This window comes from Thalassotalea euphylliae (assembly GCF_003390335.1).
GTDB classification, from domain to species: domain Bacteria; phylum Pseudomonadota; class Gammaproteobacteria; order Enterobacterales; family Alteromonadaceae; genus Thalassotalea_F; species Thalassotalea_F euphylliae_B.
Genome location: NZ_QUOU01000001.1, coordinates 3,811,330 through 3,827,045, shown reverse-complemented (window position 1 = coordinate 3,827,045; position 15,716 = coordinate 3,811,330). Strand labels below are relative to the sequence as shown.

The window sequence follows — 15,716 nt, the reverse complement described above, 5'->3', positions numbered from 1 at the left end:
AGCGAGAATTAAAAGGTTCAGAGGCAAGGCATTGATTGCAGAGAATGGTCGCTCCCTTGTCAAAATCAATAACGCAGCATATGAACCTTTTAAACTCGCCCTTTGGGCTGAGGAATCCCCAAAAAGTGACAGGCATAACAATTTGTGATCTTATTGAATCGCCAAACACAATAAGGACAACTGCTATGCCTGTTAAATCACTATGCCACAACTACCTTAAAAATACCCTCTCTTCCTTCAATCGCGCACGCATGAAAACCTTAATGCTCAGTGCCGATGCGTTAATTGACTCGAATCGGTTAACTCTCACTGATATAGGTCGACACCTCGAAGGAAAAGCGTTCAGTAAAAACAAAATTAAACGAATCGACAGATTTTTAAACAATGACCACTTACAACGAGAGCTTATTGACATTTACCGTGCGCTTGCCAAGCCCGTTATAAGCCAATTGCCATACCTAGTCATTGCTGTCGACTGGAGTGGGTGCTGTGGCTCAAATTATCATTTGTTACGCGCTAGTTTATTGGTCGATGGTCGCTCAATGACGCTCTACAACATGGTTGTTGAAGAAAAGGATAAGGAAACCCGTACCACTCATCAATTGTTTCTCTCACGATTAAGTCACATATTGGCGGGGCATGCGAAAGTGTATATCACATCTGACGGCGGCTTTTTAACACCTTGGTATGCCGAAGTACTTGCCCACGGATGGGATTTTATTGGTCGACTGCGAGGTACAATGAAGTGCCAATTGAAACAGCAGCCAACGCAATGGCAAACCTTAGCGCAGTTAAGAAAGGACGCCAGTTGTACACCTAAAAATTTAGGGAGCGCAAGGTTAACGCAACACAGCAAAACGGGGTGCCAAGCGAGCCTGCACCTTTATCAAGGTGAGCACAGAGGCCGACGCGGGAAAAGCCGCTTTACTAAGGATGATAAAATGTACCGCAACCTTGCTCATGAACCTTGGCTCATCGCGACATCTGATGCCGAGCTAACAAGTCGCGAAGTAATCAATTTGTACGCTAAACGTATGCAAATAGAGCAAAACTTTAGAGATGACAAAAGTGAGCAGTATGGTTTTTCTTGGCGGTTTAGTCGAACGATGGGCATTAAACGGATGAGCATACTGTGCCTTATCGCTTGTGTAGCAAGCTTGGTACTCTGGCTTATTGGCTTTGAAGCAGAAAGAAGAAAATGGCACTTTAGGTTCCAAGCAAATACCGTGAGAAAGCGGCGCGTGCTTTCATTTCTGTCACTCGCCAAAAATATTGTCAAACAATGCCCTCACCAGTTAACAAAGAGGTTTATCAAAAGGAGTTGGTTAAATTTCATTAACGACTACAACAAGATAATCATTGTATGATAAATGGGGATCCCTCAGCCCTTTGGGAGCGTGTCAGCGTCGCGATAACTGCGCCAAATTGATGAGATGTAGAACAACTATATCAACAAAAATTTGGCTTGTTCTCCCACCGCTGACAACGCTCTGAATTGATCAATTAATTAATTCAATTGGTATAAGCTAACAGCTCAAACGTTTGGGCAATAAAAAGGGCTGCTTAATAGCAGCCCTTTTAGTCTCTAGTTTAAAAGCTATGATAGCTGATTAGCTAGGATCAGCAATCTTAACTGCAACTGCACCAGAAGCTGGTGTTGTCATCGCTTCAGTAGGTGGCGCGAAACGTGTTAGGTCGATACCTTCTACAGCCGTTGTGTACTCATCCATAGTCGGGAAACGACCTAAGATAGTTGAAAGTACGACTAGTGGTGTTGAACCTAGTAACGATTCACCTTTCTTCTCTGCGCTATCTGCTACCACACGACCTTGGAATAGGCGAGTAGAAGTAGCGATTACCGTGTCACCTGGTTCTGCTTTTTCTTGGTTACCCATACATAAGTTACAGCCGGGGCGCTCTAGGTATAAGATGTTTTCGTAGCTCTTACGTGCTTCACCTTTCGGGTTTTCATCGTCAAATACGAAGCCAGAGTATTTCTCTAGAATTTCCCAATCACCTTCCGCTTTTAACTCATCAACGATGTTGTACGTTGGTGGCGCAACAACAAGTGGCGCATTGAATTCGATTGAACCGTTTTGCTTCTCTAAGTTACGGAACATTTGCGCGATAATTTGCATATCACCTTTGTGAACCATACAAGAACCAACGAAGCCTAAATCAACAGGGCGATCGTTGTAGTATGAAACTGGGCGAATCACATCGTGAGTGTAACGCTTAGAAACGTCTTCGTTGTTAACGTCTGGGTCAGCAATCATTGGTTCAACGATTGTGTCTAAATCAACTACAACTTCTGCGTAGTACTTAGCGTTTTCATCTGGTGCTAGCGCAGGTGTTTCGCCCGACTTAATACCAGCGGTACGCTCATCAGCAAGCTTGATTAAGCCAGCTAATGTTTGTGCTTCGTTATCCATACCCTTGTCGATCATGATTTGGATACGAGATTTTGCAAGTTCGATAGACTCAATTAATGTTTCATCGTTTGAGATACAAACAGATGCTTTCGCCTTCATTTCAGCCGTCCAGTCAGTGAACGTGAACGCTTGGTCAGCGAGTAAAGTACCAATGTGTACTTCGATTACGCGACCTTGGAATACGTTTTCACCTTCGAACTGTTTAAGCATTTGTGCCTGCGTTGCGTGAACGATGTCACGGAAGTCCATGTGATCAGCCATTTTACCTTTGAAGGTAACTTTTACTGATTCTGGAATTGGCATTGCAGACTCACCAGTGGCAAGTGCAATTGCTACCGTACCTGAGTCAGCACCGAATGCTACACCTTTAGACATACGCGTATGTGAGTCACCGCCGATGATGATTGCGCGATCATCAACAGTAATATCATTTAGCACCTTGTGAATAACGTCAGTCATTGAGTGGTAAACGCCTTTCGGGTCACGGGCTGTGATCACACCGAATGCGTTCATAAATGCCATTAGCTTAGGCGTATTAGCTTTTGCTTTGCTGTCCCACACTGATGCCGTGTGACAACCTGATTGGAATGCACCGTCAACAAGTGGAGAAATCGTAGAAGCAGCCATCGCTTCTAATTCCTGACATGTCATAGGGCCTGTCGTATCTTGAGAACCTACGATGTTTACTTTAACACGTACATTAGAACCTGCATGTAATGGTGCATCAGATGCAACACCTACCGCGTTACGGTTGAAGATTTTCTCAACAGCCGTTAAGCCTTGACCTTCGTGAGAGATTTCTTTTGCCGCTGCGTATACAACGGGTGCATCTACACCTAACGCCTCAGCAGCGAACGTTTGTAACTTCTTACCAAAAGTAACCGCGTAAGAACCACCAGCTTTCATGAACTCTTGCTTTTGTGGTGTGAATGCAGAAGCAACATCAGCAACTTCTTCGCTGCCGCTGAATAATTTCTTCGCTTTCGTATCGATAGTCAGCACTGTACCTGTTGCTACAGAGTACGCTTCTTCTAATACTGGGTCGCCATTTGCGTCAGTAACCGTGTTACCGTCAGCGTCTACTTTCTTCACCCAGTTTTTAAGGTCAAGACCAATACCACCAGTTACGTCAACTGTTGTTAAGAAAATTGGTGCAATACCGTTAGTACCTGCAACTACAGGTGCAATGTTGATAAACGGTACGTATGGAGAAGCTTGCTCACCTGCCCAAAGTGCTACGTTGTTGACACCAGACATACGTGATGAGCCAACACCCATAGTACCTTTTTCGGCAACTAACATGACTTTTTTACCAGGGTGCTCTTTTTGAAGTGCAACGATTTCTTGTTGTGCTTCAGGCGTAATCATACATTGGCCGTGTAATTCACGGTCAGCGCGTGAGTGCGATTGGTGACCTGGCGATAGTAAGTCGGTAGAGATATCACCAACACCAGCTACGTAGGTTACTACGTCAATTTTCTCTGAAACTTCAGGTAACTTTGTGAAGAATTCAGCCTTTGCGTAGCTTTCTAAAATCTCTTTCGCAACTGCGTTACCTGCTTTGTATGCTGCTTCAAGGCGAGCAGTGTCTGCATCGTATAAGAATACTTGTGTTTTCAATACGTCTGCCGCTGGCGCAGAAACTGAAGCATCGTCACCTAATGCAAGGTCAAGAAGTACTTCAATTGAAGGACCACCTTTCATGTGTGAAAGTAGTTCGAATGCGAATTCTGAAGAGATCTCAGCAACAGTTGCTTGACCTAAGATGATTTCTTTTAGGAATTTTGCTTTGGTACCAGCAGCACTGGTGGTGCCAGGTAAGGTGTTGTAGATGAAGAAGTTTAATGATTCTTCACGATGTGCGTTGTCTTGATCGTTAATTTGCTCGATAATTTCGGCTAATAAATCAGCGCTATCAATTGGCTTAGGTGCTAGACCAAGCTCTTCTTTGCGGGTTTTAATTTCCGCTAAATATTCTGAATATAAGCTCATTTGATACTCACTTTGATTAAAAAATGCTAATTGACGGGTATTAGTATGATTATTTCGGACGGTATTTTACCTGATTTTTTGGCGACGAGTAATCATTTACTGAAATAAGCGGAATTTATATTACTTATAAGAGGTAGAAGTTTTAATTATAGTGGGTGTGTTTTATCTATCACGTGGCCGCTATCTAGATAGGCTCACAATAATAACCCTATTTAATGAAGCCCTTTGCCTGAGACGTCTTGCCCTTATACCAAAGTCTAATTTAACTGGGCGTGGTGATGTCTTAGGTTTATACCTTGTCGATAATTTGTCTTGAGATTTTAGTGTTTATTTACCTTCAACTAAACTCAGCAAATATACACCAAAGTAGATGTCTGGCCTCTCTAGTCGTGGTAAAAGCAGATATGGTAATACCTAGGGTACCTCAACGATGAAAGGTGAAAACTGCGCTAGATGGATACCGTAGACAAGGTATAGAGCGTATTGCCTACGAGTTAATCATAATCTTTGGAGGCGGAGCAAACCGCTGCATGAGTTGAGTTAGTTAAAAACCCACCTAAGCGTAAAGAAGCGACTTACCGATTAGGTACTATGTTAGGCGGTAACAATATTCAGCCAATGATTGACTTACTCGACGAACATAAGCTGGCAGAAATAGCAGGTGCTGGCGTTAACAAGAGCCTATGGTGTTTTCTTTGATGTTACAGAGGGGGTTGAAGCCAGCGATAAAGTTGCGTAATCGTGGGCAGCAAGCGAGTGCTTTACATCTAAATTTGTTGTTGCAGAAAAAATCACGTAAAAGTCTTTCAAGTGATAGGTAAAGCCAGTACCAATGCTCTCTCATATCAGGTGCTCGATTATGCCCTGATATTGGAGCCCATGCCAAAGCCATGCTGAAAATGGCGCGTGATGGTATTACCCAGATGAATCGGGCGCTACTGGCCCAATCATATAAGTGAATCAGGCAAGGATAATAGCGTTAGCGCTTGGTGCTATATGATTAAAACCAAGCGCTATTGGTTCGCTATTATTCCGGTTGGCTTACTGCGATAAAGCCAATAACCTCGCGTACGTGTAATATTTCTTCGTCTTTAGACCTTTCCTCTTCTATTCTAACCTCAGCGCCTGTCTCGCCTAGGTTTATATAGCGCATCGCTGCAACATCACCGCCAAAGTAAGACTGCATACCAGCAATAAAGGCTGGGTTGCTTAGTGGCTCTGCAAAGTTAATTCGATAAAAGTCATTGGTCACTACTCTTTCTGTTTTACCTACTTGCCAACGCTTACCGTCTTTGGTGCTCGTTATACCGGGTTCAATGGCAATCCAGTCGACGTTCTCCAAGGCGTGGACACCGTCTGCGCCTTCTTGCTCTTGTATGCGTAACTCAAAGCCTTGTGCGGTGATATTACGAATGCGTACGGTCACTGCCGAGGCTTCATTGGTGCTCACCGTTTGCGCGAAAACAACAGGTGCAACAGTAAACGATTGACTGAAGCGGATTGTTTGCCAGTTTTGGTTTAACTGGCTTTGACCCGCTTCGGCGGCCAAATCACCTAAGCTAGAGCGACCGTTTTCTAAAGCTAGGAAGGAAACCGTTTCATTGAGGTGCCAGTCGTCGAGGTAATCCCACTCTTGGATTCTGGCACTAAAGCTATTGTTATTGCGCTCGGTGATTCTAACCACTGATGGGTCACCACCAAAATGAGTTGGCGCGCCCATAACTACTCTAGGTGCAACAAAACCTGTTAGCGATGTTTGTGTTCCGGTGTGATTAGCGGTGATTGATCCTACTTGCACTCGGCTTGTTAAGGCAGAGCCATCAAGTTGCATTAAGAATGCTGCGATAGCATTAGCTTCTTCTTGAGAAACATTATTTGAGGTACTGTGAGCGGTAATTGCCTCAGATACTGTTGCGGCAGAGCCGTCATGTAAATACGGGGCGCTGTTCCATAGACCGAGTAAGGATGGAGTATCAAAACCGTCTAATGTTTGTGCTAAGCGCGAGCCGCTATCACTATCTAGTGTGCCTATATCATGGCGTTGGCCTGTTGCTGAATCTGTGGTAATAACCCCTGTATGACAGCTGCTACATTGGTGTTGTTGAAATAATTCCTTACCTTGTTGGGCTAGGTTTGCCAACGCTGAGTTTGCCGTAGAAGGACTGACTTCCACTTCGGTGAGAGATGCAAGGTATGCCGCAAGTGCATCTAAATCGGCACTAATACCTGCTTTGCTATCACCTAGTGGCTGGCGGCGAGTTCCCGTATTAAAGTCAGCATTTGACATTAAGCCACTGCCGCCAGCTAGGTTGCGAATTTGTCCTTCAAAGTCTTGTATTTCATCAAAGTTGCCCGTCCAGTGCAGGAATCCATGACCAATGGCTGCTTTACCGCGCAAAGAAATTGTATTGCGCAAGCCTTCGCCAAACTGGGTCATATCCCATACACGACCATCGTGCTTAGCTTCTTTGTGACAAGAAGCGCAAGACATATAGCTATCACGGGCTAAACGCGTATCGGCAGCATCATAAAAGAGCTGCTTACCTTTTAAGACAGTGGCTGAAAGTTCATCACTATTTACCACGGCAATGGTTGATAATATCTCGCGTACTGGCAAGCCTGTGCGCATCGCTTCTGTTAAGTCATAACGAGAGATACTGCGATCCATAAAGTTATGAACATAGGCTCTTGAGCCATCACTTGAAAAGGCAACCGATTGCGGAGCGCGGCCTGTTTCGAGGCGCATTAATTCAAAGCCTAATACGGTGTCAAATACCACCAGCTCTCGGCTAGTTTCAAGTGTAATTAATAAGAAGCGACTATCACCGCTATACGCAGCACCCGTGGCAACACTGGCGTTATCGTGATCGATACCTGCGCGTATACTGCCATCATTTAAGGCAATACTAGACGTGTGAGCGCGTACTGTTTGATCAAAGGTCATACCAGGGTTGCCGCGTAGCGTACCTGCAATAATATTATCTTTCTTGCCTGGTATATAGGCGAACATTGAGTCATAGCTAATGGCTGGCGCAGCTAAATAGTTAGGTAAACCTGGGCCGCGTGACTCACTCATGGGGGTAACATCAAATGGAATCTTGTAGGTGTCTACTAATATCATTGCTTGCGGGTCAACAACGAACACCTCGGCGTTGGCGTCATTAACATCAATGTTGTCAGTGTCTTCACCAGCAACAAATGGCGAAATAAAGTTACTGACGAGGAGCTTGCTATCATCGTAACTCATGGCTAAATGACGAGGCGCACCGGGTAATTTAAGCTGTTTAATGACACTATTGTCAGCGCTATTGCGTTGTTCAAGTTCAGCGCTTGCCTCTAATACGAGATAGTAGTTATCACCACTGGCGTTAAAAACAATACCGTGAGGTTGAGAATGTATTGGTAGGTTAACCGTTTGTATTACTTGTAAGCTCTCTGCGCTGATAATAGAAATACTGGCAGAGCTTTTATTCGTGACATAGATATTGCCTGATGATGGTGATAGGGCGATAGCCCACGGCGTATTGCCGACAGAGATCTCACGCACAATACCATCACTGGTAGTTACTGAAACGCTATTGTTATCAGGGTTAACATTCCAGATGCGATCTTGCCCTTGGTACTGTTCAACTAACAAGGTGGTTGAGTGACGAGGCGGCTCTGGTAAGGCGGCAATACTACCGTCACGGCTTGGATCTTGCGGGAATGGATCGGCATTATCTCCTACGCCATCGCCATCACTATCTTGTGATTCCGCAGGGTTGCGCGGGAACACATCGGCATTGTCGCCGACGCCATCACCGTCAGTGTCGACAGATTCACTGGCATCGTTCGGGAAGGCATCTTGCGCATCAGGGACGCCGTCATTGTCGGTATCAATAACCCGTTCAGGTGGCAGAAAGCCCTCAATTTCAACTTCAGCAAGGCTTAAATTCCCTTGCTCATAGCGCTGTATCCTTAAATAACGGCCTGTTCGGTTGATAGCAAATTCTTGCGATACATTGACTCGGTCTGGGTTCGTGATGGTCTTAACTTCTAATTGGTTACGAGTAGTTGTGACATTCTTATTAGTAAAAGGTCGATCAGAAACAAAAATATGGAACTTAGCAAGTCGGTGTTGCCAGCCATCCGTGCGATTCCATAGCTTGACAGTTGTTATGTCATGTATGGCCCCTAAATCGATTTCCCACCAAGCGTTGTTATCATAGCGGGTGTGGGTGACGGAACCTTGGCCATATCGACCATCTGTGTTGCCATCATTTGCGCGAGTTGCTACCCCTTGGTGTACGGTCGACGATTGGCTAACTTGTTTACCTAGTGCGACATTGCTAAAGGCAGGAGTACCGAATATTTCGAGCTCAGCGATGTTTAAAGCGTTTACTTGCTCTAGTTGAACGCGAACATAGCGACCTGTTCGATTCGCTTTCAGTGTTGATGTGACAACGACAGTATTTGGGTGACTTAAACTGGTGACACCGCGTTGATTGCGGGTGATATTAATATCTTGGCTGGTGAAAGGGCTATCGGAAATAAAAACCGTAAAGTTTGACAGCCGTGCGGTACAGCAATCAGTGCGGTTCCAGATATTGATGTCGGTTAAGTTATAAACAGCACCTAAATCAACTTCTAACCAAGCGTTTCTTTGAAACTCTGTATGAGTGATATCGTTCCAAGTGCTGTTAGTACGGCCATCAATTGCTCTTTCGGCAACGCCGTTAAATCGCACTGAAGACAGTGTTGCTTGTTTGTTTAATGCGACGTTTTCACCTTTGGGGCGTGGTGGCTGATATTGCTCAAGCGCTACCGTGTTTAAAGCATCGACGGTAAAACGACCTTCTTGCAGCGGCTCACCCCAATTGATGCCATCTTCACTAATGTGAATGGCGTAGTTTCTAATGTGGCCATTAGTTTTGTCTTGGCGTGGTAAGTAGGTCAGCGCAGAGACATCTTGGCGCGCGCCCATATCAATAATAAACTGATGAGGTGGTAACCTATTATCTGGGTTTGACCAGGAGCTATGCCAGAAGGTATTACGATCTCCATCGATAGCATTAGTAGCAGGTAAGTTTGCTCGATCAAGTTCTGCACTACTGGTTGAAACTGTCCAGTTAGCGCGATTGATTGGTCGACCATTGGCATTTAATAGGTTAATTTCGGCAATCGCAGCAAACGGACTGTTATTGGTTTCCGTTAGCGCTGTTAGCCTTAAATAACGTAAGCTCGAGATATTTTTTTTACGAACAATTTGAATGGTTTGGCCGATAGATGGGGTGCCATTGGCATTTAAAGCAAACAACCAATAGTTACCGGGAATAAGGACATTAGGATTGGCATTGAGCCGCAAGTTAAAAGAGCCATCGGCATTTTTCGTCGATGACACAGGTAGGAATCGTTGATCGGTATTGACATGGTGCGTGGTACCAGACAAACGCACTAACGAAAACCTTTGCGTATCGGCACTAGCTGTTACGCGAATAGTTTCGCCGGCGCTAGCAATAGCTGCACTGTTTTGAATAACAGGTCGAGTGGCGGCTGAGCCATCGGCATTAAATAAGTACGGTGGTGAATAAATTTGGCCATTTAAATGGTTGGCATTACAAGTGTTGCCACAGCCCCCACCACCTGCAGATAGTACTCGGCCATCTTTTAGTAGCAAAGCGATCGAGTGGTAATTGCGGGGGACTGAAATGCTATCAACAACGCGCCAACGATTGGTGCTTGGATTATAGATTTCAGCGGGAAATATTGAGCCCTCATCATTGAATATACGCGCCGAGGTATTACCGCCAACGATGAGTAATTCACCATTTGGCATGGTCACGGTATTATTAAAAGCACGGGCAAAATTCATTGGCGCGCCCCGGGTGATAGCGGGTGTGGGGCCGTTTAAATCCACTAACAAGACATTGCTGTTAAGCACTGGCTGATCTCGACGTTTGTCGTAACCACCTAGTAAAATCACTTTACCCGCATCATAACTCACAACGTTGCCGTACATTCTGGCGAGATCGCCGATGGGCCGACCCAGAGATTGATTATTTTGCCCACCTAATGGGTCAAATACATGCCAAGTCGGTGTTGGGCCACCATGAAAGACTTTACCATCTGGTGTTAATGCCATATGGCCAAACCACTCTAAATTTGAAGTATTACGGGGGCTAGGGCGACTATTTATAAAGTTTTGCTCGTCTACTAAGGTTTGCATTGACGCATTTGGGGTACGCGTCCAAGTGTTAGTTGCAGGATCATACAATTCTGAGCGGTTGCCAGAAGATTTGGCAAACGTAGACCAAATCTGATTACTGGGCATGGTGATGTTTGTACCGTACCAGCGGCGATCATTCATATTAGCTAATGGTGTCCAGGCAAGTGTATTTGGATTAAAGCTTGATGTTTTTTGATCGTCTGGATTGCCGCCTGACGCGACAATGGTGCCGTCTTCTAGTGTGCTGATACCGGCACAAAACATATCGTGAAAATTACTGTTGGCAGTAACAAAACGGCCAGTGTTTGGATCAAAAACTGAGGCATGAGTAAACTCACGATTAGCTGGAAAAGCATTCGTTTCAGTAGAGGACCAAGTCAGTACTCGGCCATCAGGTAAGGTTGCACCAGAGATCGCAATTTGCGGCCAATTGATGACAGGCCCCCAGTTACCTTGCACATTGTTGGCTAAGGCAGATGGGAGATTAAATAAGAGTATTTTTAATAGCAAAGCCGCTACTAACTTTCCATTCGCGCTTTTTGCTATCCGTGCTCGTTTTCTTTGCGTATACATCATTATTACTTCGACTTTTTATGAGGTTGATTGTTAGGTTGATAGCGGCAATTTATCAACCCACGTTAATAGGTGTTTTGTTCGTTTGCTCTGGTGAGCAATAGGTATTAAGCAATAAATATACCCCTCAATAAAATCAAAGGTTTACATGTGTTTTGTTAAAAATGTGTTAAAAAAATTAACAGTAAAATCAGGTGTAGGGGGAGCGGTGTGGTGCTTTTTCAATTATTCAGCCGTAATTTCATTGCTAACAAGCTTATAGTGGGAAAATTCATTGATAGTTTTTATTGAATACAACACCTGCCAGGGCACAAATTGATCACTGTCTCTATTTTTTACAGTTTTATTTCAGGTTTGTTTTGTTTATGTAACTAGTTTTAATTAAGTTATTGATAACAGTTGTTTATTTTTCTTGGTGTTATTTTTGCCTTTTTCGCCGAATAACGGAATTAAAAGGAAGATAAATGAGTTTTCAAATGGCACACCAAGGAGTTAAACACTGTCATTTTTGGCAGCTGATTTGGGCAGTTGTTTTGACCTGTCTCACTCACCTTTCATTAGCAGATGAGTTTGCTAATTGGGAGTCCCCTCATGTTCACCCAATTGATCGCACCCCTGATGGTAATACATTATTAGCGGTCAATACGGCTAATCACAGCTTGGAAGTATTTGATATAAATAATGAAGAGTTACAACATCGAGTATCAATCCCGGTTGGCTTAGATCCCATTACTGTTCGCGCTCGAACAAACAGTGAAGTTTGGGTGGTGAATCATGTTTCTGACTCTATTAGTGTTGTTGATTTAAGCCGTGCTAGTGTTGTTGCCGTTTTGGCAACAGAAGATGAGCCAGCAGATGTGGTGTTTGCTGAGAATAATGGCCGAGCCTTTGTTAGCTGTTCACAAGACAATTCAGTACTTGTGTTTGATGCTGATTCACTTGCTATTCCACCCACACGCATTGCTATTAATGGTGAAGATCCTCGTTCTTTGTCGATTAGCCCGGATGGTCGTACTGTTTATGCTGCGATTTTTGAGTCAGGTAATGCTAGTACAATTCTTGCGGGTGGTAGACGCTCTGCTCAGCCAGGCAATGTGGTGGATGACCCTCGCGGCCCATATGGTGGTATGAACCCTCCTTTTAATAATGGTCGTAGCTTTACTCCTGCGATTAACCCAGCGTTACCGACTCCACCTAGCGTTGGTTTGATTGTCCAAAAAAATGATCAAGGGCGCTGGCTTGATGATAATAATGGCGATTGGACGCCATTTGTGTCAGGACAATTTGCCGATGCCTCATGGCGTGTGCGTGGCTGGGATTTACCCGATAGAGACGTGGCCATTATTGACACGCAATCCTTAAATGTTCGTTATGTACACGGGGTGATGAATGCACTGATGAGCTCCGCTGTTAACCCCGAAACAGGGGAGTTAACAATAATTGGTACCGATGCAACCAATGTTGTTCGCTATGAGCCTAACTTGAATGGCCATTTTGTTGAGGTGAAACTTGCTTCAATTGATAGTCGTGGTGGTGTTGAAGTAACGGATTTAAATCCTCACTTACGCGACGGCGTTATCACAGTACCCATGGCACAACGATTAACCTCGATTGGCGATCCTCGAGGTCTTGTCTGGAACCAATCTGGTAACCTTGGTTATGTGGTTGGCATGGGCTCAAACAACGTTTTGCTGGTTAATGCCGAGGGGCAGCGAGTTAACGGAGTCCAGCCGTTAACTGTTGGTCAAGGGCCAACAGGTATTGTTTTAAATGAAAACCTAAATAATGCTTATGTGCTAAACCGCTTTGATGGTTCAATTTCAATTATCGATACTGAAAACTTCACTGAATTAAGCCAAGTGCGCTTTTTCGACCCAACGCCTGACGTCATCAAACAAGGGCGTCCTTTTCCTGTATAACACGTTAATTTCTTCAGGTCGTGGTCAAGCTGCTTGTGCTTCTTGTCATATTGATGGCCGTTATGATCGCTTGGCGTGGGATTTAGGCGATCCTAGTGCCAATATGACTAATGCCAATAATGTTCAGTACCATCCAATGAAAGGGCCAATGAGAACAACGTCTTTAGTGGGGGTGACCGATGGTAATTTATTACATTTTAGGGGCGATGCGGCGAGTATTCACGACTTTGCTCATGCTTTCGATCACCTTCAAGGGCTAAGCCAAGCACCTAACCGCAATGCGATGGATTTATTAGAGGGTTTTCTCGCAACGGTTAGAACCCCACCTAATCCTTATCGACAATTAGATAATTCGTTACCTAATCGCATTGTCATTCCGGGGCCACGTGGCCGAGTGGGAAACCCAAATCAAGTTGCACAACGTAACTTCTGCGCTCCTTGTCATGCCCAAAATAATGGCGGTCGTGATTCAGTGGTGCGCCCATCACCAGGTAATACAGCAGGTAATCAACCAGCAATAGCGCCATCGTTACGCAGTATGTACGAGTTATTGGGTCTTTACTACGATGATCCTAATGCGAGTAATACCGGTTATGGGTTTATTCACGATGGTTCGTTTGATGAACAGACCAGTGCGACATTGCGCGATAATGACAACTTAGCGTTTATGTTGGCTTTCAATGGCAATACAGAGGGCGATACTCATGCTGCCGTAGGGCGACAAGTGATTGTACAGCCGGGTCAACAGCAAAACGGTTTATTAAACCAGTTACGCGGCCTAGCGGATCGCGAAGCGATTGGTTTAGTTGCTAAAGGCATGATTAACAATCGCAATCGCGCTTATATGTACCTCGGTAGCGGCCGTTATCAAGGCGATATGCTAGCAGAGCAGTTTACTCATGCGCAATTACTTGGCGTCAGCCAACAAGCTAATATGCCATTGGTGTTTACCGCGGTTCCTTTTGACAGTAAGCGGCGGATGAGTATCGATATTAATGATAACGGTATCTTAAATGAAGATGAGCGCTTGGGCAGTCGTTTGCGCAGTGTTGCCATTGCTAACGCCTCTTTTGAAAGTCAGCAGTTTAGTGACGGTGGTTTTGCACTCAATGATATTGATGGCTGGCAAGTGAATAGTGCCCGAGCAGGCGTTTGGAATGTGGCTAGTCGCTATTATTCTGATGAAGCGCCAGAGGGCAATAACGTCGCTTTTCTCGATGTTGGCGGTACTATCTCGCAAACATTGCAAGAAACATTTGAGCCTAATACACACATAATTCTATCCGTGATGGTCGGTAATGCTATTGAGCCTGGAGAATCTTCAGGTTGGGAAATTCGCCTTTATGCTGGTACCCAGCTACTCAGCATGGTCAATAATAATGACGTAAACCCGCCAAACGATAGCTTTGCTCGTGTCACGCTTAGCTTAACACCGGAACAACTAAGCACTCATGCTCGTCATTATGGTCAACGGCTTCGCATTGAGTTATTTGATAGTGGTGGCAGCGAGAATGCCCATTTTGATGATGTTCGTTTGCAAATAGCCTCGAATATTAGTGGGCCTGTGTCGCCGCCAACAAGTTCAAGAGAAGCACTGATTACCAACTCCTCTTTTGAAAGTCAGCAGTTCAATGATGGCGGCTATGCACTCAATAGTATTGATGGCTGGCAAGTAAACAGTTCTCGTGGAGGTGTCTGGAATGTGGCTAGTCGCTTTTATTCTGATGAAGCGCCAGAGGGTAATAATGTCGCTTTCCTTGATACACGCGGTACGATCTCGCAAACCTTACAGGAAAGATTTGAGAGCAATACCCATTTAACTTTATCTATGATGGTAGGTGATCAAGCGAGTAGCGGGGAAGCTTCAGGTTGGGAGATTCGCCTTTATGCAGGTGATCAGCTGTTGGGCGTGGCTAACAATAGTGATGTAAACCCGCCAAACGATAGTTTTGCTCGTGTCACATTGAGCTTAACATCGGCACAACTAAGTACTCATGCTAGCCATTATGGCCAGCCCCTTCGTATTGAATTATTTGACAATGGTACCAGTGAGAATGCTCACTTTGACGATGTTCACTTAACCATTACCCCAGATACAGGGATGCCCCCCAACATGAGTAATATTGCTTTGGGTAAATCTGCTACTCAATCAAGTTTGCGACATGGCGGCGTGCCCAGTCGAGGGATAGATGGTAACACCGATGGCAATTTTCATCATGGCTCAGTAACTCATACTCGTACCCAGTTCTCTCCTTGGTATCAGCTTGACTTAGGATCATCACACAATATCAATACGATTCGTTTGTGGAATCGCTCGGATTGTTGTGTCGATCGTTTAGCTAACTTCTATGTGTTGGTGTCAGATAGACCTTTTGTCAGTGGGAATTTGAATGAGGTATTAGCACAACAAGGAGTTACCGCAATACATCATGCGGGCGTTGCGCCACGCGAAACAGCGTTTAGCATGAATGGCGTGGGCCGCTATGTACGTGTGCAACTGGTCAACAGTGGCATACTAAGCCTTGCTGAGCTACAAGTCATGGGCGCTAGCAGATAGCTAGCGTTTTTATACTTCTCTTTATCCGCTTAGGCAGT

The 15,716-nt window shown here is 44.8% G+C and carries 5 protein-coding genes and 1 pseudogene; 4 read left to right on the top strand and 2 right to left on the bottom strand.

The genetic code is table 11. From position 1 onward, the window contains the following. Positions 1 to 185 precede the first annotated feature (185 nt). Positions 186 to 1,367: an IS4 family transposase gene (locus DXX93_RS16745; RefSeq protein ID WP_116006317.1), complete on the top strand. Its 1,182-nt coding sequence runs from the start codon at positions 186 to 188 to the stop codon at positions 1,365 to 1,367. Positions 1,368 to 1,610: 243 nt separating this feature from the next. On the opposite strand, the gene DXX93_RS16740 is transcribed toward DXX93_RS16745, so the two are convergent. Then, complete coding sequence (locus tag DXX93_RS16740; RefSeq protein ID WP_116009105.1) at positions 1,611 to 4,424, bottom strand: bifunctional aconitate hydratase 2/2-methylisocitrate dehydratase; 2,814 nt, start codon at positions 4,422 to 4,424, stop codon at positions 1,611 to 1,613. A 573-nt stretch (positions 4,425 to 4,997) separates the two neighbouring features. On the opposite strand from DXX93_RS16740, the pseudogene DXX93_RS21210 reads away from it, so the two are divergent. Beyond that, positions 4,998 to 5,123: pseudogene (locus DXX93_RS21210) on the top strand (hypothetical protein); the annotation flags it as partial. A 328-nt stretch (positions 5,124 to 5,451) separates the two neighbouring features. On the opposite strand, the gene DXX93_RS16730 reads toward DXX93_RS21210, so the two are convergent. Further along, a complete protein-coding gene (locus DXX93_RS16730; protein ID WP_181902246.1) occupies positions 5,452 to 11,139 on the bottom strand; it encodes a discoidin domain-containing protein in 5,688 nt (1,895 codons plus the stop codon). Positions 11,140 to 11,666: 527 nt separating this feature from the next. Between DXX93_RS16730 and DXX93_RS16725 the strand changes: the two genes are divergently transcribed. Together DXX93_RS16725 and DXX93_RS16720 are read left to right on the top strand one after the other, a co-directional pair. Beyond that, entirely contained in the window at positions 11,667 to 13,121 is a 1,455-nt protein-coding gene (locus DXX93_RS16725; protein WP_116009102.1) for a YncE family protein, read from the top strand. Positions 13,122 to 13,269: 148 nt separating this feature from the next. Further along, positions 13,270 to 15,678 (top strand): galactose-binding domain-containing protein, encoded by a 2,409-nt coding sequence (locus DXX93_RS16720; protein ID WP_181902245.1) that lies wholly within the window; start codon positions 13,270 to 13,272, stop codon positions 15,676 to 15,678. Positions 15,679 to 15,716: the final 38 nt, after the last annotated feature.

Bases quoted from the DNA above. Each gene is read 5' to 3' on its own strand.
- DXX93_RS16745 (WP_116006317.1), top strand. From the start codon at position 186: ATGCCTGTTAAATCACTATGCCACAACTACCTTAAAAATACCCTCTCT.
- DXX93_RS16740 (WP_116009105.1), bottom strand. From the start codon at position 4,424: ATGAGCTTATATTCAGAATATTTAGCGGAAATTAAAACCCGCAAAGAA.
- DXX93_RS16725 (WP_116009102.1), top strand. From the start codon at position 11,667: ATGAGTTTTCAAATGGCACACCAAGGAGTTAAACACTGTCATTTTTGG.
- DXX93_RS16720 (WP_181902245.1), top strand. From the start codon at position 13,270: ATGAGAACAACGTCTTTAGTGGGGGTGACCGATGGTAATTTATTACAT.